A 20,865-nucleotide genomic window follows, 5' to 3' on the forward strand; every position below is an offset into this window, starting at 1 on the left:
CTTCGGTCGTTTTCACCCTGCCAATGATTGGCTGCTGGAGCTTGTACATGGTTCATCCTTTTTCATTGTTGGCGCATCGCCGGGTAGCACACTTGGGCGCGCTGGCAGTGTGTGCCGGCTTTGCCGCACCGTCACAGGCCGGCGGCTTTTTTGAAGACAGCAGCGCCAGACTGGAAGCACGTACGGTGTACTTCAATCGCGATTTTCGCGATGGTAGCAGCTCAAACCCCCAGGGCGCCTCCAAGCGCGATGAAACGGCGCAAGGGTTTATCCTCAATCTGCAATCGGGCTATACCGAGGGCACCGTCGGTTTTGGCCTGGATGCACTGGGCATGCTGGGCCTGAAGCTGGATTCCAGCCCGGCCGACAGCAATAGTGGCCTGCTGCCTTCGACCGGCAGCGACCCGCGTCGTTCCAAGGATCAGTACGCCAAATTTGGCCTGACAGCAAAAATGCGCGTATCCGACACCGTGCTCAAATACGGCGCGCTGCTGCCTGATCTGCCGTTGCTCAAATACAATGATGGCCGTTTACTGCCAAACATGTTCAATGGCGCCATGCTGGTATCCCAGGAAATCAGGGATCTCAAGTTCATGGCCTCGCGCCTTGACCGTTATACCGCCCGGGACTCCACCGACTCCCAGGACCTGCGCCTGAACTGCAAAAACAAGCGTTATGGCTGCAATATCACCGCTGATCACTTCAGCATGTATGGTCTGGACTACAAGGTTAACGAGCATCTGACTGCGCAATACCACTACGGTGAATTGCAGGATATCTATCGCCAGCAGTTTGTCGGTTTGCAGGCCAATCAACCGGTCGGTCCGGGTGTGTTGTCCGCCGATGTGCGCTTGCTGAAAAGTGATGACTCGGGTTCGGCCAAAGCTGGCACTATCGACAACCGCGCATTGGGCGCCATGCTCGGCTATGCACTGGGCGGGCACAAGATCAGTGCTGGCTGGCAGCGCATGAACGGCGATACTTCAATGCCGTACCTGGATGGCAGCAACCCGTATCTGGTCAACTACCTGCAGGTCAACGACTTTGCCAACGCTCAGGAGCGTTCCTGGCAACTGCGTTACGACTACGACTTCAAGGCCATCGGCATCGACGGTCTGTCGTTCCTGGCCCGTTATGTCAACGGCGACCATATCAAGGTGGTGGGCAGCAGCGAAGAGGGCAAGGAGTGGGAGCGTGACAGCGAGCTGAAATACATCGTGCAAAGCGGTACGTTCAAGGACGTCAGCCTGCGCTTGCGTAATGCCACCTACCGCACCAACTACTCCCAGTTTGCCCGTGACGTGGATGAGACCCGTTTGATCGTCAGCTATAACCTGTCGATCTGGTAAGGGCTGTAGCCGCTGAGGAGCGAAGCGAGGCGGCGATGGGTTGCGCAGCGACCCTGAAATATTGAAGGTCCTGCGGCCCTTATCGCTGCCTCGTTCGCTCCTCTGCGGCTACAACGGTTATAGCAGCTGTTCGCGGTAGGGCAGGTCCGGGCCGGTTTTACTGCAGGTCAGGGCTGCGGCACGGCTGGCGAAGTCGAGCAGGGCGTCCAGTTGCACCGCACTCAGGCCCTGTATGCCTTTGATCGAGTCCAGCCCATGCCCGGTCAACCATGCAATCACTGCGGCCTGGAAGGTATCCCCCGCGCCCACGGTATCGGCTACATCCACCAGGCTGGCGGGCACCGAACGCTGGCCATGTTCGCGACTGAACACACTGGCGCCCTGGCTGCCCCGGGTTAAAAACACCAGTTGGCAACGATGGTTGAGCCATGACCGGGCGATCTGCTGCGCGTCCTGTCCCGGGTACAGCAGCTCCAGGTCTTCATCGCTGACCTTGATCACATCGGCATAGGGGATCAGTTCCTTGATCCGCTGACGCCAGCGTTCGATGTCCGGCTCTGGATTAAGGCGCACATTGGGGTCAAGGCTGATCAGCCGTTGCCCGCTCTCGCGCTTGACCAGTGCCAGCAACGTATCGCCCACCGGCTGCACCACCAACGAAAAAGACCCCACATGCACACCCCGCACCTCGGGCCCCAGCAGCGGCAGGTGATGGGCGTGCAATTGCCGGTCGGCGCAGCCTTCACCGCGAAAGCTGTAGGCGGGCGAGCCGTTGGCATCCAGCGCGACCATGGCCAGCGTGGTGGGCGCGTCCAGATCATGCAGGTATCGCGTGCTCACGCCTTCATTCACCAGCACCTGTTTCAGCCGCTGGCCCAGGTAGTCGGTCGACAGCCCGGCAAACAGTGCCGTGTCGACGCCCAGGCGGCGCAGGCCCACCGCCACGTTGAAGGGTGAGCCGCCAGCAATGGCCTTGAAGTCCACCTGGCCCGTCGGCGTACTCTCAGGCGACCGGGCAAAAAAATCGAATAAGGCTTCTCCGCATACCAGATACATAACATTTACTCGGTTAAGGCTGCGACCTGTAGTCGGTAGCGTTGATAGAAGTGCTCGTAGGCCCGGACGTTATCGGCCTCGGGCCGGGTTTCACCCGCAGGATCCAGGCGCACGCAACGCCGGCACAGATCAGCCAGTGTCGGTGAGTCAGCAGCCACACACCAGGCAGCCTGAATTGCAGCCCCCAGTGCGGCTGCTTCGCTCTGCTCAGGGCAGACTACCGGGGTGGCCATGATATCGGCCACTAACTGGCGCCACAGGGGGCTTTTTGAACCGCCGCCTACCAGGCGGATGACGTGGCTTTGCAGGCCGTTGCGGCGCAGCAGATCGAGGCCGTAGCGCAAGCCATAGGTGGTGCCTTCAATGGCTGCGCGGCACAGATTGGCCTGGGTCATGTTGGTCAGTGTAAGGCCCTGAAAATTTCCGGTGGCATCGGGCAGGGCAGGCACCCGCTCGCCGTTGAGGAAGGGCAGCAGACTGACGCCCTCTGCGCCTGCGGGTGCCTGCCTGGCCATATGGTTGAAACCCTCCAGAGACAAGCCGAACAGCTCGCGCACGGCACCGGTGACATTGGTCAGGTTCAGGGTACAGATCAGCGGCAGCCAGCCGCCGGTGCTCGAGCAGAAGTTGGCCACTGAGGCCTCAGGGCGGGCCTGTGGCTGCGGGTCAAAGGCATACACCGTACCCGACGAGCCCAGGCTCATGGTGATGATTCCGGGTTCGATATTGCCGGTGCCAATGGCTGCCATCATATTGTCGCCGCCCCCGCTGGAAACCACGGCATCGGGGTTCAGTCCCAGCAACTGCGCGATAAGCGGGCGGATACGCCCGACCGGTTGGCGGGGCTCGATCAGCTCGGGCAGCGCCTGCTCCAGATGGCCGTCGGGATCGATATGATGCAACAGTTCGCGATCCCACTGGCGAGTGCGCACGTTGAAATAACCGGTGCCGGACGCATCACCGTATTCGCTGCAGCAGCGTCCGGTCAGCCAGAAATTCAGGTAGTCATGGGGTAACAGGATATGGGCAGTGCGTGCCAAAATCTGAGGATGATGGTGTTTTGTCCAGAGCAGCTTGGAGACCGTGTAGCCTGGCGCGATCACCAGGCCCAGCCGCTCCAGGGAGCCGGTTTCGCCGCCCAGCCATTCTAACAGTTGGTTGTTTTCGCCAGTTGACTCGGTGTCACACCACAGTTTGGCCGGGCGCAATACATCGCCTTGGCTATCGAGCAGCACCAGCCCGTGTTGTTGTGCGGACACGCCTATGCCCTGAATCTGCTGGCCGCTGATGCCGGCTTGGGTCAGGGCCTGGCGGGTGGCGTGTTGCAATGCATCCAGCCATTGCCCGGGATCCTGCTCGCGCCGCCCCTGTGCGCCCTGGATTAACGTGTGTGGGGCGCTGCCCAGCCCGAGCACCTGGCCGGACTCGCTGTCGAGGATCAGGGCCTTGGTGCCCTGGGTGCCGCAATCGATGCCCAGGTATAAGTGGGTTGTGCTCATGGGAACCTGCTCTTAGCCAGATCAAAAGCCTCTAACAGACCCTTTTCGCAGGGATAAGGGACTGATCGGGGATAACGGTGCACTTGCGACTGCTCAATTCAGCACCCTCTGCCAGAGAGGGCTGGGTGGGCTTCAAAGATGAAGCAGATTTTCCAGGGTTTTGCTCACCCCGACATCACGCAAGCTGTTCAGGCACCACTCGAACGCAGCCACAAACTCGGCAGACCGGGGAATGGCGCCGCCAAAGATCTCTTCAACGCTCAATAATCGCTGCACGATCAACTCATCATCCGCCACCAGGGCCTGACAAAACTCCGCTCGCGGGTCGGGAATGGCATAGTGCAGCCCATTTTCATCAACTCCCTTGAGATACAGCGCCCAGGCTGCAACCACCAGTGCCGCACGTTTCAACTCGCCACCATCGCTGATCAGCCGGTTGATGGCAGGCACGGTGAACTTGGGAAGCTTCGACGAGCCATCCGAGCACACGCGCTCCAACTGGTCGGCAATGGCCTGATTGGAAAAGCGTTCCACCAGGGTGTTCTTGTAGGCCGTCAGGTCAATGCCGGGCACCGGCGCCAGTTGCGGCGTTACGTCCTGATCCATGTAGGCACGCATATACGTCACGAACAGGGGATCGCCCATGGTTTCGTGAACAAACCGATAGCCCTTGAGGAACCCCAGGTACGTCAATGCCAGATGACTGCCATTGAGCAGTTTGATTTTCATCTCTTCATAAGGCGTGACGTCGTCGGTGAGCTGTACGCCCACGGTTTCCCATGCCGGGCGGCCGCAGGCAAATTTGTCTTCGAGTACCCACTGGATAAACGGCTCGCAGACCACCGGCCAGGCGTCGTCTATACCCAGTTGGTCATGCAGTTGCAAACGATGGGCGTTACTGGTCATGGGCGTGATGCGATCCACCATGGCATTTGGAAAGCTGACATTGGCAGCGATCCAATCATGTAGTTCAGCACCGCGCAGCGCGGCAAAAGCCAGCAGGGCCTTGCGCGCGACAGCGCCGTTGTGGGGCAGGTTATCGCAGGACATCAGGGTAAAGCCCCGGATACCGCTGGCCTGGCGTCGGGCCAGGGCGGCGCATAGCACACCAAACACGGTTGTCGGTGCTTCGGGGTGGGTGAGGTCGTGCTGGATCTGTGGCAGTGCAGACATAAATTCGCCGCTGCTGTCATCGATGCAATAGCCGCCCTCGGTGATGGTCAGCGAAACGATGCGAATGGCCGGGCTGGCCAGCTTGTCGATCAGTGCATTGATGCCGTCTTCGGCCAGCAGCATGCCGCTGATAGAGCCGATGATGCGGCTTTGGGTGTCGTCGCTGTCGCCCAGTTCGAACAGGGTATAGAGGTAGTCTTGACCGGCCAGAGCGTCGCGCACCTTGCGGTCTTCGCCCCGCAGACCGATGCCGCAGATGCTCCAGTCCAGATCCTGGCCCCGGTTCATCAGGGCATCGGTGTAGTACGCCTGGTGGGCGCGATGAAATCCGCCCACGCCGATGTGGGCAATGCCCTGCCGGGTATCGCTGCCAAGGTAGGTGGGTTTGGCCACCAGGTTGGTAAGGGTGTCGAGGTTTCGGCGATTGAGTTTCATGGGGCAATCTCGTGGGTTCAGGCAGCTGCGCGCAATGGACGGGTCAGGGCCAGGCCCCCGGCATCGAATAAATGGCAATGTTCACTGTCCAGGTGCAACTGCAACTGCTCGCCATAGCGGCTGGCCATATCACCGCGCACGCGCATGGTCAGCGGTTCACCGCAGGCAGTATTGACGTGGCAATAGGTGTCGCTGCCCAAGCGCTCGCCGACATCGGCAGTCACGCTCAGGGTGCACTCACCGGGTTTGGCCAGGTTCAGGTGCTCCGGACGAATGCCCAGGGTGACCGGGCTGCCCAGGCTCAGCGCAGGGCTGCTCAGGGGTAACTGGATACGGGCGCCAGCGTCCAGCTCGACTTCGCAACCCTGGCTGTCAACGCGGCTGATCCGGCCTTTCAAAAAGCCCATTTTCGGTGTGCCGAGAAAGCCTGCAACAAACAGGTTGGCGGGGTGGTGATACAGCTCCAGCGGTGAGCCAACCTGTTCGATCCTGCCGCCATTGAGCACCACCACCTTGTCGGCCAGGGTCATGGCTTCGACCTGATCGTGGGTCACGTAGATCATGGTTGCTTGCAGTTCCTGATGCAGGCGTGCCAGTTCCAGACGCATTTGCACCCGCAGCGCGGCATCGAGGTTGGACAACGGCTCATCAAACAGGAAGATCTTGGGGTTGCGAACAATCGCCCGGCCAATGGCCACGCGCTGACGCTGACCACCGGACAGGTGTTTGGGCTTGCGCTCAAGTAAGGGTGCCAGTTCCAGAATGCGGGCGGCTTCGTTGACCTTTTTTGCCACTTCGGCCTTGGGCACGCCTGCCAGGTCGAGGGCAAACGACATATTTTTGCGCACGCTCATATGCGGGTACAGAGCGTAGGTCTGAAATACCATGGCCAGATCGCGCTTGGCCGGGCTGACTTGAGTGATATCGCGCCCGTCCAGCTCGATGGTGCCGTCCGTCACTTCCTCAAGCCCGGCAATCAGGCGCAGCAGTGTGGATTTACCGCAGCCCGACGGCCCGACAAATACCACGAACTCACGGTCGTTGACCTCAAGATCAATGCCTTTGATGATCGAGAAACCTTCAAAGCCCTTGTGCAGATTGTTGATTCTCAGGTTGGCCATAGTGGGCCTCCAATCAGTATTTTTATTTGACTGCGCCGAAGGACAAACCGCGCACCAGTTGCTTCTGGCTGATCCAGCCAAAAATCAGGATCGGTGCGCAGGCCAGGGTCGAAACGGCCGACAACTTGGCCCAGAACAGGCCCTCGGGGCTGGAGTAGGACGCGATCAGTGCAGTCAGAGGCGCGGCGCTGGAAGAGGTCAGGTTCAGTGACCAGAACGCTTCGTTCCAGCACAGGATCAGCGACAGCAGCAGGGTTGAAGCCAGGCCGCCCTTGCTGATCGGCAGCAATACGCGCACCACCTCCTGCCACAGCGTGGCGCCGTCCAGCCGTGCGGCTTCGAGGATGTCTTTGGGAATATCCTTGAAGTAGGTGTAAATCATCCACACCACGATCGGCAGGTTGATCAGGGTATAGATGATGATCAGTGCCGCCCGTGTATCCAGCAGGCCAAAGCTCTTGGCCAGCAGGTAGATGGGCATCAGTACACCCACTGGCGGCAGCATCTTGGTGGAGAGCATCCACAGCAGCGTGCCCTTGGTGCGCTTGGTTTCGTAGAACGCCATCGAGTAGGCCGCCGGGATAGCGATCAGCATGCACAGGGCCGTGGCAGTGAACGAGATCACCACCGAGTTCCAGGCGAAGTGAAAGTAACCGCTGCGCTGTTCGATATGCAGGTAGTTCTCCAGCGTGGGCGTGAAAATGAACTGGGGCGGCGTGGCAAAGGCGTCGAGTTCGGTTTTAAAACTGGTCAGGAGCATCCAGAAGATCGGGAAAAAGATCAGGATGGCGATGGCCCAGGCCAGGGTGCCCAGCAGCAGGCTTTGCAGGCGGCGCGATTGTTGAAGTGTCATCACTGAGCCCTCACGGCTTGTCTGTCAGGTTTTTGCCGAGCATGCGCACCAGAATGATGGCGGCAATATTGGCGATGACCACGGCGATCAAACCGCCGGCCGAGGCCATGCCCACGTCGAACTGCACCAGCGCCTGGTTGTAGATCAGGTACGCGAGGTTGGTGGATGCATAGCCCGGGCCGCCGTTGGTGGTGGTAAAGATTTCGGCGAACACCGACAACAGAAAGATGGTCTCGATCATCACTACGACGGCAATGGGGCGCGCCAGATGGGGCAAGGTCAGGTGCCAGAAAATCGCGATGGGGCCGGCACCGTCCAGGCGCGCGGCTTCTTTTTGTTCCTGGTCCAGAGACTGCATGGCGGTCATCAGAATCAGGATCGCGAAGGGCAGCCATTGCCACGACACAATGATGATGATCGACAGCAGCGGGTAGTGCGCCAGCCAGTCCACCGGCTGGGCGCCAAACAACTTCCACACGGCGGCCAGGACGCCGGATACCGGATGGAAAATCAGATTTTTCCAGATCAGCGCGCCCACGGTCGGCATGATGAAAAACGGCGAGATCAACAGCACCCTTACGATGCCGCGGCCCATGAATTCGCTGGCTTCGAGCAGGGCGCTGATCAGTACGCCGAGCACCACGCTGATCAGCAGCACACTGCCAACCAGCAGCAAAGTGTTGGTTGCGCCGGGCAGGAAGCCCGAATCGGTGAGGAAGTAGGTGAAGTTCTCCAGCCCCACGAACTGGTTTTCGCCGGGATAGAGCAGGTTGTAGCGGATCAGTGAAAAGTACAGGGTCATCCCCAGTGGCACGATCATCCACAGCAACAGAAGCGCCACAGAGGGCGTTACCAGAAACCAGCCGGGATTGAACAGGCGCGGACGCCGCCCCGTTGGCGGGGCGTCGAGCGCGGCAATAACAGTCGAAGTCGTCATCGTCAATACACCTGAATTGCTTTGCGTGGGAGCGAGCCTCCTCGTGAAGGAGTCGACGCGGTATTCGCGAGAAGGCTCGCTCCCACAGACCAGAGTTTGGTGTTGGCAGTGCTACTTGGGGTAACCCGCCCGCTTCATTTCGCGCTCGGTGCTCTGCTGGGCCGCGGCCAGTGCCTGGTCCACGGTGGTCTGGCCAATCAGCGCGGCACTGAACAGCTTGCCAACCTGGGTGCCCACCGCCTGGAACTCCGGAATGGTGACCAACTGGATACCCACATAAGGGACGGGCTTGAGGGTCGGGTCCTGAGGGTTGGCAACTTTCAAGGACTCGAGGGTGACCCTGGCAAAGGGTGCAGCTTTCAGGTACGCCTCGGTGTAGGTCGAGGCCCGGGTGCCCGGGGGTACATTGGCAATGCCGTCTTTTTCCGCCACCAAAGCACCGTATTCTTTGGACGTGGCCCAGGTGCTGAATGTCCTGGCGGCGTCCTTGGCTTTGGAACTGGTGGGTATGGCCAGTGCCCAGGAGTACAGCCAGGCACTGCCTTTATCGGTCACAGCATGGGGGGCGAAGGTAAAGCCGACATGCTCGGCGACCTTGCTCTGGCTACTGTCGGTGACAAACGAGCCAGCAACACTGGCATCGACCCAGATCGCACATTTGCCGCTGTTGAACAGCGCCAGGTTTTCGTTGAAACCATTGCTGGTCGCACCCGGCGGGCCTGAGGCTTTCAGTGTGCCGACATAAAAATTCAAGGCATTTTGCCACTCGGCCCCGTTGAACTCCGGTTGCCATTGTTCATTGAACCAGCGCGCGCCGTAGGCGTTGGCGATGGTGCTGATCAGCGCCATGTTTTCACCCCAGCCCGCCTTGCCGCGCAGGCAGATGCCGTATTGTTCCTGGTCAGGTTTGTTGAGGGTGCGGGCAAAGCCGGCGATCTGCTCCCAGGTGGGATGCTCGGGCATGCTCAGCCCGGCATCCTTGAACAGGTCGGTACGGTAATAGGTCATCGAGCTTTCGGCATAAAACGGCAGGGCATAGAGCGTGCCCTTGACGGACAGGCCGTCGCGAACCGACGGGAACACATCGTCGATGGCATAGGTGGCGGGCAGATCGGTCATGGGCTCAAGCCAGCCCTTGGCACCCCAGAGTGCGGCTTCGTACATGCCGATGGTCAGCACGTCAAATTGTCCGCCCTGGGTGGCAATGTCCGTGGTCAGGCGCTGGCGCAATACGTTTTCTTCCAGCACCACCCAGTTGAGCTTGATCTCGGGGTGCTCGCTCTCGAAGGTTTTCGCCAGCTTTTGCATGCGGATCATGTCGCTGTTGTTGACCGTGGCGATGGTCAGGGTTTGCGCGCCTGAACTGATGCCGCTCAGGGTCATGCACGTGGCGACACATAACGCTTTGACAGGGATATTCATTGAGCACTCCACTTCAGCGGCCTGGCGGCTTTTGAAGGACGGTTATTGTTTTTATAGCGGCTCGCACGGGGCAAGCGCCTGGGCCGATTACAGCCCTCAATCACCGGCGTGACAAATCACAGGAAGCACATCAATCGATACTATTTTGCACTGCGCAGGCGTTCACCCGGCGCACGCTGGTTTTGCTCGGTCAAACGCTGCACCGCCAGGCGACGATAGTGTGACGGGGTCATTCCTTTGAGTTGCTGAAAGCGACGGTTGAAGTTGGAAATATTGTTGAAACCTGACTCGAAACACACATCTGTGACGGGCTTTTGACCATCGGCCAGTAACTCGCAGGACTTGCTGATGCGTAGCCGATTGACGAACTCGATGAAGCAGCGCCCTGTGGCTTGCTTGAATACGCGGGAAAAATAGGTGGGCTTCATGCCCATGTAGTCGGCGACTTCTTCTAGCGGCAGCTCGCGGGTGTAGTGGCTGAAGATATAGTCGACAGCCCGGTTGGTGCGGTCGATGGTCTGCTCGTCGGCCAGATTTCCGGCGGTGACCCCAGACAGCAGCTGGTAGTCATCACAGCCGGCCAGCAGTTCCAGCAGGATCAGGAAATGGCCAAGCCGGGTGATGCCGCTGGAGCCGGCAATTGCCTGCATCAGGTCCATAGCCTTGCGGATCGTGGCTTTACAGCGGAACTCGATCCCATGGCGCGCCCGTTCAAGCATTGGCGTGAGGGACTTGAGTTCGGTGAGTACCGAGGCGGCGCCCTCAAGCAGTTCATCGGTGAAGTTGACCAGCATGTCGCGGGTGGGTACCACCTCGTCACCGGCCACCTGGCTGATCCAGTTATGAGGCAGGTTGGGCCCGGTGAGGAATAATGTTTCGGGGTGGAAATTACCGATATAGTCGCCCACAAACACCTTGCCGCTGCTGGCAACGATCAGATGCAACTCGTATTCCTTATGGAAGTGCCAGCGCACCAGCGGACAGGGGAAGCCATGCTGGCGATAGATGATCGACAGGCCATTGTGGTCGTCCATCAGTTCGTAGGACGGGTCTGTGGCGCGGGCGGGGCGGGTCATGGGCTGGGCCGTCGTCAGTCTTGTTATGGCGTGGATCATGCCGGTTCCTGCGGTTAAGTCCAGTCAGATTTGAGGGTATTACAGGATGAAAACACTGTTGTTGATCGGTATCGGCGCCGGAGACCCGGAGCACATCACCGTCCAGGGGATCAACGCGCTGAATCGCGCCAATGTGCTGTTTGTGCTCGACAAGGGCCAGGCCACCGAAGACCTGGTGCGCATGCGCCTGCAGATCTGCCAGCGCTATATCCGTGAGCCGGGCTACCGTGTGGTGCAGGTCAACGACCCGCAGCGTGACAGCTCAACGGCGTGCTACACCGATGGCGTCGAGGATTGGCACCAACAGCGGGCCGAAGTGTTTACCCACTTGATCGAAGACCAACTGGCCGATGGCGAATGCGGGGCTTTTCTGTTGTGGGGCGACCCGGGGCTGTATGACAGCACCTTGCGTATTCTCGACCGTGTCCGGGCCGGGGGCTGCAGCGACTTCGAGCATGAGGTGATCCCCGGTATCAGCAGTGTGCAGGCCCTTGTCGCCCGCCATCGCATTGCGCTCAACACTATCGGCCAGCCGATCCGCATCACCACCGGACGCAAGCTGGTGGCCGAGGATCTGGATAATGTCGTGGTCATGCTCGACGCACATTGTGCCTTTGAAGCCTTTGTCGAAGAAAATGTCGATATCTATTGGGGCGCCTATATCGGCACTGCGGACGAGGTTCTGATCGCGGGCAAACTGAGCGAAGTGTGCGAGCAGATCAAGCAGGCCCGCAGTACTGCCCGAGCAAGCAAGGGCTGGATAATGGACACGTATCTGCTGCGCAGGCGCACCCGCCTGAGTGAATAGGCAGTTGCGTCGAAGTCTTTTTCGTACATGTTTTGTAGAATTAGATTATGGCGTCAAGTTGATACAACTGCCTACAGTTCGGCTCCTGTATTGCGTCGTTTACATGAGTCAGCTATGAAAGCCCATCTTGCCTGTTTGCGTTGTTACCGTGGGTTGTTGTGTGTCCTGCTTTTTGCAGCATGGGGGCTTGTGATGCCGGGCCCTGCCAATGCCACTGGCAGAGCCAGTTTTGCTGTCGCTCAGGGTACCTTCGATGTGAACCGGGCAACCCTTGAGGTGTTCTTGCTACGGCCCGGCAAAGCGCCCTTGTTGCTCAGTGGCGGTGCATTCAGGCAGGACAGCGAGGTCACTGAACTGGCTTCCGACAGCTGGATGATTAGCCAGGAGGGGAATCAATACCGGGTCGACATCAAGGTTGAGGACGACAGGTTGCGCGTTTCGATACAGGCGTCCCGCCCTGCAAGCTTGCGTTGGCCGCGCCTGCAAACCGACATTCGCGCCTACGCCATTCCTTTTGGCGAGGGTAGCTATATACCGGCCAATGACCCCGGCTGGCTTAACTGGCTGGTCAAGCGCTACTCCGGCGGGCAGTTGCTGGGTGAGTTGAGCATGCCGTTCTGGACTCAATTGCACGAGGACCTGTCGGTCACCTGGATAGTAGAAACGCCCTTCGACACCCTGTTTAGTATCAAGCGAGTCAAAAACACTGCGGTGCCGCAATTGCAGCATGACTTCAACCGGCTTGCACCTGATGCGCCCTTTGTGATCAGCATCGCCCCCGGCCCTGCACAACCGTTATATGGCGCAGGGCTATATCGCAAATGGCTCAAGAGCAACGGCCAGTTCGTTTCACTGACAGATAAAATTCGTGCGGTGCCGCAAACTGCCCTGCTCGGCGGTGCACCCCATATCTACGTTTGGGACGCAGGGCCGCTGAAAACCACAGACGTCCTCAACTGGGCAAGCTTTATCACGGCTTTTGACCGGGCGCGCCGTACCCCCGGGCATCTGGCTGCCAGTTTATGGGCAAGCTTTGATCCGCAAACCCGCAGCGTATTTGACATGAGTTTGTCGAGTACGCGCTCACGGCTACGAATGGTTTCACCGTTCAATCAACTGCAACTGGTTCGTGCCATCAACCAGGGAATGCGGCAGGTTGTAGCGGTACCCGCCAAGGAACCTCTGGACGGGGGGCATGATCCGGCTGGCGAGGTGCTGTGGGGGCAGGCAGCCAGAACTCAGCTGGTCGAGGCTTTCGGGCCTTACCTGTTACCGGCCGAGCGCTGGGGAGGAGGGCTGTCTGTGGATACGGTCAACGCGCTCAAACAAGCCGGGCTCACCCGTGCCTGGCTGGGTGCCAAGGACTGGCTTGATGCATTCTGGCACCCGCAGGCTGTGGCATTGGCCAAGCAAGCCGGGTTTCTGGTGGCGGTGTACGACAACTACGCAGACGCTCATGCACCCGCCGAACCGGAAACCTGGGCCGCTGCGCAAATGGGCGCGAACCTGGCCAGTGCAGGGCAGCATGATGCGAGCGGTGCTTCGAGCAAGGGGTTTAATGGCATTGGCGTCTTTGCCAATCCCCGGGAGGCCCAGGACTATGCGCGCCAGCGCATCAAGGCTGTGGCAGGTGCTGCCGGGCTCAACAGCTATTTTCTCGATGTCGATGCTGCGGTCACTGCACAGGCGGACTACACCCCCGGCCGGGAAACCAGTGAAAGTGAAAATGCCCGGGTGATTGCCCGGCGCCTGGATTACCCGGGCGAGTCGTTGGGGCTGGTCACGGGCAGCGAGGGGGCGGTTTCTCCGTTTGCAGCCAATATTGCCTACAGCCACGGCATTGCCACACAACCATTCGACTGGACCGACCCTGACATGTCCGGTAATCAACAGTCACCTTTCTTTGTAGGGCAGTACTGGCCCCCGGAGACGCCAACACTGTTTTTCAAGACTGTTCCGATCAAACGGCAACTGGCAACTTATGTCCGCTCCTGGAAGTACCGCTTGCCGCTTTACCAAATGGTGCTTCACGACAGTCTGGTCAGCACGCATCACTGGGCCTACCCATCGTTGAAATTTTCCAATGAGCAGCAGAACACGGCACTGCTGCAGCTGTTGTACATGACGCCGCCCATGTACCACCTCAATGCCGCCGTGCTGGAGCGCGACTTGCCCTTTATCGCGGCCTACAACGAGGTTTTTTCGCCCTTGCATCAACGGCTTTTTACCCAGGCACTGGTTGATTTTCAGGTGCTCAGTGCAGACCGGAGCCTGCAGCGCACGGTGTTTGATGATGGAACCCGAATTACGGTCAATTTCAATCCAGACAAGGCGCAAAGTGCCGACGCCATGCAATTTGCGCCAATGTCGGCAAGCGTCCAGATACCGGGCGAAAAAGACCGCATCATCATGATTGCCGAGATGTTCAAGGCGACGCGACTGGCACAGCCCTAGTCAAACCGTTCGATTCTTTGCCTCGATCCACTGCGACATGTACTGGGTACTTTTATGCTGGTGATGGCGCAGCATGGCACCGGTGAAGTTGTTGCGCCGATGCTGTTGCAGGCCGGCGCGGCAGGCTTCGATGCACTCGACCAGAGCCGGGCCGTGGGTACTTTGCAAATAGCGCTGCGCCAGTAGTGCCGTTCCGTGCTGCTGGGCCTGATGCCAGGCGTCAGGGCTCTGATACAGCTGCACCGCAGCGGCAGCAATCGCACTGGCACTCTGTTCGATGGCACCTGCCCACGGCAGGTCGCCATGCATGCCTTCGGCGCCTACGGGAGTTGTGACGTTGGGCGTGCCGCAGAGCATGGCATCGGCGATTTTGCCCTTGATTCCTGCACCAAAACGCAGGGGGGCCATGCAGATCCGCGCATTGCTCATCACCTCAAGCGCATCTTCGGCCCAGTTGAGCACGTGAAAACCCTGTGCCGGGTTGTGCAGCGCAGTGGCCTTGGGCGGGGTGTAAGCACCATAGACATGCAATTGCGCCGTGGGCAGTTGCTGACGGATCAATGGCCAGATCGCGGTTTTCATCCAGAGCACGGCATCCCAGTTGGGGGCATGACGGAAATTGCCGATGCTCAGGAAATGCTGGCGCTGGTCAAAGGGTACGAACTGCGCAGGTACGCTGTCGACCATCAACGGGCACCAGTGCAGCAGGGCTCGGGGCACCTTGAAGTGCTCTACGAGCAGATCGATTTCGTATTCGGAAATCATCAGGTTCAAGTCGCATCGATAAATCGCCGCGATCTCCCGTTGCGCCAGATCGGTAACGGCCATCTGCTCGAAGGTCTCCCGTTGTGCCGGGGCGAACAGGCTGCTGAAATCATCAGTGTCGGCGTCAAGTTTGAGGCGCGCCTTGAGCTGTTGCTGGCGGGCGTCGCGCAGGCTTTGCAGGTCGGAGGTTTCCAGTACGCGCAGGGCCTGCGGGCAATGCTTCTCCACGCGCCAGCCGAACTGCTCTTCCATCATGAAGCGGTCGAACAGCACGATATCCGGGGCCAGCTCGGTGATGAAGGTATCGAAGCTGCTGTTATTGAGCGCGATACTGACTTCATCAATGCCCAATGTCGCCAGATCAGCCTTGTGTTCGCCAATGCCTGCCGGGCTGCTGAAGGTGATGTGCCAGCCTTGCTGCAAGAAACTTTCGATGATCTGCATCATGTGTCCGCCCGCCGCCGAAGAGCGGGGCTCGGGCCACACGTAGCCAATAATCAGGACGCGGGTTGGGCGAGTGGACGGCATGGGCAGATCCTTGAAGCGCTGTGGCTGATAAAAGGCGGTAATTAGAACACAAGTTGCCTACAACACCTGTGGTCGCTGCCTCTTACCTTGTGAGCGGCTACAGGAATACTGCACCTGTGGGAGCGAGCCTGCTCGCGAAGGTCGTTCGCGAGCAGGCTCGCTCCCACAATAGGTCAGGGTATCTAAACGTATCTGTGTTGACCTGTTACAAAGCACTGCGTAGCCTTGCGCGTTCGAGGTTCTTCGCAGCGCGAAGCTAAGAAGGGAACGCGGTATGCCGCGGCTGCCCCCGCAACTGTAAACGGTCGTTGATCTTGCAATGCCACTGCTTCACAGGCGGGAAGGCGCAAGGTAGGTATCAGCCGTAAGCCAGGAGACCTGCCTCGTAACAGATTCTTACTTCAACCGGGCGGGGTGATCCGGTGGCGAAGACTGACCGCGCACTGCTTGCGGCCGTCGTCCCGTATGCCCGCCGTTTTGCCAAAGGGCATCCGATGAAAACACTGGCCAAAACCCCCGTCACTATCGTTACCGGCTTTCTCGGTTCGGGCAAGACTACCTTGCTGCGTCATATGCTGGACAACGCCAACGGCCGTCGCATTGCAGTGATCGTCAACGAATTCGGCGAACTGGGTATCGATGGCGAAATCCTCAAGCAATGCGCTATTGGCTGCACCGAAGAAGAGGCCAAGGGACGCGTCTATGAACTGGCCAATGGCTGCCTGTGCTGCACGGTGCAGGAAGAATTCTTCCCGGTGATGCGTGAGCTGGTGGCGCGCCGTGGCGATATCGACCATATCCTTATCGAAACCTCGGGCCTGGCCCTGCCAAAGCCGTTGGTTCAAGCCTTCCAGTGGCCGGAAATCCGCAGCGCCTGCACAGTTGACGCGGTGATTACCGTGGTCGACAGCCCGGCGGTGGCGGCTGGCACTTTCGCGGCCTTCCCGGATCAGGTAGATGCCCAGCGCAAGCTCGACCCTAACCTGGACCACGAGTCGCCGCTGCACGAGTTGTTTGCTGACCAACTGGCCAGTGCCGATCTGGTGATTCTCAACAAGGTTGACTTGATCAGCCCTGAAGACCTTGCCCGTGTACGTGCCGAAGTGGCTGAAGAACTGCCACCGGCGGTCAAGATCATCGAAGCCAGCAGCGGTCGCTTGCCGCTGGACGTGCTGCTGGGCCTGGAGACGGGTTCGGAAGACCATATCGATGGCCGCCACAGCCATCACGACCATCATCACGATGGCGATGATGACCACGACGACCACGATCACGATGCCTTCGACTCGATCTCTATCGAGCTGCCTCAGGCAGAGGAGCGCGCGCTGATGGATGCTCTGAGCCAACTGGTGGTCAAGCACGGCATTCTGCGGGTCAAGGGCTTTGCCGCGATTCCGGGCAAACCGATGCGCTTGCTGATCCAGGGCGTGGGCACGCGCTTTGACAAGCACTTTGATCGCGCCTGGGGCAGCGACGAAGCGCGCACCACCAAACTGGTGCTGATCGGCCAGGACCTGGACGCGACCCTGCTCGAGTCCACCCTGCGTACAGCATTGAGCGCCTAAACCATGCATTTGCTCAGGACCCAGCCCGGCGGCTTTGTAGCGGACGACAATATTGCCGACCTCGGCCAGACCCCCGCCGAACTGGTGATCCTGTGCAGCGGTGACTCAAGCCTGGCCCTGCTGGCCGAAGCGGCGCAGCAGTTGCCTGACGATTATCCAAGCCTGCGTCTGGCCAACCCGATGCAGGTGCAAAACCACGGCTCGGTCGACCTGTATGTCGATGAGGTTCTGCAACACGCCAAGGTGATTTTGTTGTCGCTGCACGGTGGCATCGGCTACTGGCGCTACGGCATTGAACGGCTGGTGCAACTGGCTGAACGCGGTGTGACCCTGATTCTGGTGCCGGGCGATGACCGCCCCGACCCGGAACTCAGCGCCCTGAGCACAGTGCCCGTCGAGCAGGCCGAACGGCTCTGGCACTTTTTGCGCCAGGGCGGGCGGCATAACGCCCTGCAGCTTTATCGTTGCCTGGCCAGCCAATGGCTGGGCCGCGACTATGCCTGGGACGAACCGCACACCTTGCCCCGTACTGCCATTTATCATCCGGCCCATTCCAGCCCTGCACTGCAGGACTGGCAAGCCGACTGGCAGCCGGGCCAACCGGTGGCGGCGCTCTTGTTCTATCGCTCGCATTTGCAGGCGGCCAATACGGCATTTGTCGATGTGTTCTGCCAGCGACTGCAGGCGGCAGGGCTAAATCCGCTGCCGATTGCGGTCGCCAGCCTGAAGGAGCCGGGCTGCCTGGCGGTGGTACAGGACTTGCTCGATGAAGTCGGCGCAGGGGTCATTCTCAATACCACCGGGTTTGCCCAGTCCAGCCCGGAAGCTCCGCATTTGCGCCCGTTTCGCCGCAATATCCCGGTGATCCAGGCCATTTGTGCCCAGGACAACCAGCCCGGCTGGCAAGCCAGCGAGCAGGGTCTGGGCCCGCGGGACCTGGCCATGCACATTGCCTTGCCGGAACTGGACGGGCGGATCATCAGCCGGCCGATCAGCTTCAAGGACCTGGCGTGGCGCAGTGAGCGCAGTCAGTCGGATGTGGTGTGTTACAGAGCGCATCCCGAACGGATGGATTTTGTCGCAGAACTGGCACGGCGCTGGGTGGAGCTGGCACGTGTGCCGAACCCGCAAAAGCGTATCGCCCTGATCCTGGCCAACTACCCGACCCGCGATGGCCGTATCGGCAATGGCGTAGGGCTGGATACCCCGGCTGCGGCGCTGAATATTTTGCGCGCCTTGCAGGGCGAAGGCTACCCGGTGGCTGCTGAGCTCCCGGATACCGGCACCGCGTTGATTCAAGCTCTGTTGGGCGGTGTTAGCAACGACCTCGACAGCCTCGACCTACGCCCGTGCCATCAAAGCCTTGGGCTGGATGAATACCAGGCGATGTTTAATCGTCTTCCAGAAGCCAATCGCCAGGCGGTGATTGAGCGTTGGGGCGAGCCACAGCACGACCCGATGTTTCGCAGCGGTCGCCTGATGATTGCCGGGCTGCGTTTTGGCCTGACCTTTGTCGGCATTCAACCGGCGCGGGGATATCAGGTCGATGCCAGTGCGGTCTACCATGACCCGGACCTGGTACCGCCCCATGCTTATCTGGCGTTTTATTTCTGGCTGCGCAACACCTACGGCGCCCATGCGGTGGTGCATGTGGGCAAGCATGGCAATCTGGAATGGTTGCCGGGCAAGGGCGTCGGGCTGTCTGAACACTGCTGGCCGGATGCTATTTTGGGCCCCATGCCCAACGTCTATCCGTTTATCGTCAATGATCCGGGTGAGGGCGCACAGGCCAAGCGCCGGACCCAGGCGGTCATTATTGACCACTTGATGCCGCCGCTGACCCGGGCCGAAACCTATGGCCCTCTGCTTGACCTGGAGCTGCTGGCCGACGAGTATTACGAAGCGCAACTGCTTGATCCGCGCCGGGCGCGGGAGTTGCAACGGGATATTCTCAAGCTGGTGCGCGATACCCATATCGACCGCGAGCTGCAACTGGACGCACACCTCGACAGCGACAGCGATGCCGCAATCTGGCTGCCACGGCTGGATACCTACCTGTGCGACCTCAAGGAATCGCAAATCCGCGACGGCCTGCATATTTTTGGTGAGTCGCCTGCCGGGCGTCTGCGCATCGACACCTTGCTGGCATTGCTGCGCATCCCCCGCGGTGATGGCCGCGGGGCGCAATCAAGCGTGCTGCGGGCGTTGGCCAAAGCCTTCGGGCTGAGTTTTGATCCGCTGGACTGTGCGCTGGCCGAGCCCTGGACGGCACGTCGCCCCGCGCCTTTGCAAGCAGTCAGCGAGGCGCTGTGGCGCACCGCAGGCGATACCCGCGAACGTCTGGAACTGTATGCTGCGCAGCTGATCGAGCAGGCGTTGGCGGGCACGTTGCAATTGCCCGACACAGAGCAATGGAGCGAAGTGCGGGGGATTTTTGAGGCGCTGCTTGGGGTTGTTGCACCGCGTCTGGATGCCTGCGGCCCGGCCGAGATGCAGGGTCTGCTCGATGCTCTGGCGGGGCGTTTTGTCCCTGCCGGCCCCAGTGGTGCACCGAGCCGCGGGCGCCTGGACGTACTGCCTACCGGGCGTAATTTCTTTTCCGTGGATGTACGCAACTTGCCCACCACCACGGCCTGGCGTATCGGTTTTCAGTCGGCCAACCTGATTCTTGAGCGTCATTTGCAGGACCACGGCGATCACCTGCGTCAGCTCGGCCTGTCGGTATGGGGCACTGCGACCATGCGCACCGGCGGTGATGATATCGCCCAGGCCATGGCGCTGATGGGCGTGCGCCCGGTGTGGGCCACGGGTAGCCAGCGGGTGGATGACTTTGAAATCCTCCCGGTGAGCCTGCTGGACCGGCCGCGGGTGGACGTGACCTTGCGTGTATCCGGGTTCTTCCGTGATGCCTTTGCCAATCTTATTCGCCTGTTCGATGCCGCTGTTCAGGCGGTGGCGGCGCTGGACGAACCTGATGACCTGAATCCGCTCGCGGCAAAAGTGCGCAGCGAGCGTGAACAGCTGGAGCGCGAAGGGCTGGCCCCGGAACTGGCGGCCCGTCAGGCGGGCTGGCGGGTGTTTGGTGCCAAACCCGGGGCTTACGGTGCCGGGGTACAGAACGCAATCGATGGGCGTTTGTGGCAAAGCCGCGACGACCTGGCCGAGGTGTATCTGAACTGGGGCGGTTATGCCTATGGCGGCGCCGATGAAGGCACGGCGGCCCGCGGTCAGTTTGCCCAGCGATTGGGGCAGATGCAGGCGGTGGTACAAAATCAGGACAACCGTGAACATGACCTGCTCGATTCCAATGACTACTACCAGTTTCAGGGCGGCATGCTGGCGGCGGTAGAGAGCTTGCGTGGGGAGGCCGCAGCCAGCTACCACGGCGACCACAGCCAGCCGGATCTGCCGAAGATCCGTACGCTCAAGGAAGAGTTGAACCGGGTTATCCGATCCCGTGCGGCCAACCCGAAATGGATAGAAGGGGTCAAACGCCATGGTTACAAAGGCGCATTTGAAATGGCCGCTACCCTGGACAACCTGTTTGCCTTTGATGCAACCACGCACCTGATCGATGATCATCAATATGCATTGCTGGCGGATGCCTATTTGCTGGACCCGGATACCCGTGAGTTTGTGCGTGAGCACAACCCGCATGCCCTGCGCGACATGACCGAACGCATGCTCGAAGCGCAGCAGCGCGGGCTGTGGAGTGAACCGGGGGAGTATCAAGCGGCGCTGGAGAATCTGTTGCTGGATATAGAGGAAGAGTAACCAGGCAACCC

Annotated in this window: 14 protein-coding genes and 1 riboswitch; of the genes, 5 read left to right on the forward strand and 9 right to left on the reverse strand. The window is 60.0% G+C overall.

Annotated elements, in window-relative coordinates; all coding sequences use genetic code 11:
* Positions 1 to 47: 47 nt before the first annotated feature.
* Positions 48 to 1,349, forward strand: a complete 1,302-nt coding sequence (locus GHN92_RS16580; RefSeq protein WP_133144577.1) for an OprD family porin — start codon at positions 48 to 50, stop codon at positions 1,347 to 1,349.
* A gap of 117 nt (positions 1,350 to 1,466) precedes the next feature.
* Here GHN92_RS16580 and GHN92_RS16585 read toward each other — a convergent pair whose 3' ends face one another.
* The 8 genes from GHN92_RS16585 to GHN92_RS16620 all read right to left on the reverse strand — a co-directional run bounded on the left by GHN92_RS16585 (position 1,467) and on the right by GHN92_RS16620 (position 10,921).
* Positions 1,467 to 2,405 carry a carbohydrate kinase gene (locus GHN92_RS16585; protein WP_133144578.1) on the reverse strand — a complete coding sequence of 313 codons (939 nt, stop codon included), beginning with the start codon at positions 2,403 to 2,405 and terminating at the stop codon, positions 1,467 to 1,469.
* A gap of 5 nt (positions 2,406 to 2,410) precedes the next feature.
* The gene (gene xylB / locus GHN92_RS16590; protein ID WP_133144579.1) at positions 2,411 to 3,904 is read right to left on the reverse strand and encodes a xylulokinase; all 1,494 of its coding nucleotides are present in this window, start codon (positions 3,902 to 3,904) and stop codon (positions 2,411 to 2,413) included.
* 132 nt (positions 3,905 to 4,036) lie between these two features.
* Positions 4,037 to 5,512 (reverse strand): mannitol dehydrogenase family protein, encoded by a 1,476-nt coding sequence (locus GHN92_RS16595; RefSeq protein ID WP_095000300.1) that lies wholly within the window; start codon positions 5,510 to 5,512, stop codon positions 4,037 to 4,039.
* A gap of 17 nt (positions 5,513 to 5,529) precedes the next feature.
* A complete protein-coding gene (locus tag GHN92_RS16600; RefSeq protein ID WP_153326061.1) occupies positions 5,530 to 6,633 on the reverse strand; it encodes an ABC transporter ATP-binding protein in 1,104 nt (367 codons plus the stop codon).
* A gap of 22 nt (positions 6,634 to 6,655) precedes the next feature.
* Positions 6,656 to 7,489 (reverse strand): carbohydrate ABC transporter permease, encoded by an 834-nt coding sequence (locus tag GHN92_RS16605; RefSeq protein WP_095000298.1) that lies wholly within the window; start codon positions 7,487 to 7,489, stop codon positions 6,656 to 6,658.
* Positions 7,490 to 7,496: 7 nt separating this feature from the next.
* A complete protein-coding gene (locus tag GHN92_RS16610; RefSeq protein WP_095000297.1) occupies positions 7,497 to 8,423 on the reverse strand; it encodes a carbohydrate ABC transporter permease in 927 nt (308 codons plus the stop codon).
* A gap of 111 nt (positions 8,424 to 8,534) precedes the next feature.
* A complete protein-coding gene (locus GHN92_RS16615; protein WP_095017966.1) occupies positions 8,535 to 9,845 on the reverse strand; it encodes a sugar ABC transporter substrate-binding protein in 1,311 nt (436 codons plus the stop codon).
* A gap of 140 nt (positions 9,846 to 9,985) precedes the next feature.
* Positions 9,986 to 10,921 carry an AraC family transcriptional regulator gene (locus tag GHN92_RS16620; RefSeq protein ID WP_095000296.1) on the reverse strand — a complete coding sequence of 312 codons (936 nt, stop codon included), beginning with the start codon at positions 10,919 to 10,921 and terminating at the stop codon, positions 9,986 to 9,988.
* A gap of 85 nt (positions 10,922 to 11,006) precedes the next feature.
* Here GHN92_RS16620 and cobF point away from each other — a divergent pair, with 85 nt between their 5' ends.
* Together cobF and GHN92_RS16630 are read left to right on the forward strand one after the other, a co-directional pair.
* The gene (gene cobF / locus GHN92_RS16625) at positions 11,007 to 11,768 is read left to right on the forward strand and encodes a precorrin-6A synthase (deacetylating) (protein WP_133144582.1); all 762 of its coding nucleotides are present in this window, start codon (positions 11,007 to 11,009) and stop codon (positions 11,766 to 11,768) included.
* A gap of 192 nt (positions 11,769 to 11,960) precedes the next feature.
* Positions 11,961 to 14,222, forward strand: coding sequence for a glycoside hydrolase (locus GHN92_RS16630; protein ID WP_153380609.1), 2,262 nt, complete (start codon positions 11,961 to 11,963; stop codon positions 14,220 to 14,222).
* On the opposite strand, the gene GHN92_RS16635 is transcribed toward GHN92_RS16630, so the two are convergent.
* Positions 14,223 to 15,515 (reverse strand): glycosyltransferase, encoded by a 1,293-nt coding sequence (locus GHN92_RS16635; RefSeq protein ID WP_095019210.1) that lies wholly within the window; start codon positions 15,513 to 15,515, stop codon positions 14,223 to 14,225.
* Positions 15,516 to 15,734: 219 nt separating this feature from the next.
* Positions 15,735 to 15,916: riboswitch (cobalamin riboswitch) on the forward strand.
* A gap of 93 nt (positions 15,917 to 16,009) precedes the next feature.
* Here GHN92_RS16635 and cobW point away from each other — a divergent pair.
* Both cobW and cobN read left to right on the forward strand, forming a co-directional pair.
* Positions 16,010 to 17,080: a cobalamin biosynthesis protein CobW gene (gene cobW, locus GHN92_RS16640; RefSeq protein WP_133144690.1), complete on the forward strand. Its 1,071-nt coding sequence runs from the start codon at positions 16,010 to 16,012 to the stop codon at positions 17,078 to 17,080.
* A 3-nt stretch (positions 17,081 to 17,083) separates the two neighbouring features.
* Positions 17,084 to 20,854, forward strand: coding sequence for a cobaltochelatase subunit CobN (cobN, locus tag GHN92_RS16645; RefSeq protein ID WP_153380611.1), 3,771 nt, complete (start codon positions 17,084 to 17,086; stop codon positions 20,852 to 20,854).
* Positions 20,855 to 20,865: the final 11 nt, after the last annotated feature.

The organism is Pseudomonas sp. FSL R10-2964, assembly GCF_009600035.1.
Taxonomy (GTDB): domain Bacteria; phylum Pseudomonadota; class Gammaproteobacteria; order Pseudomonadales; family Pseudomonadaceae; genus Aquipseudomonas; species Aquipseudomonas bubulae.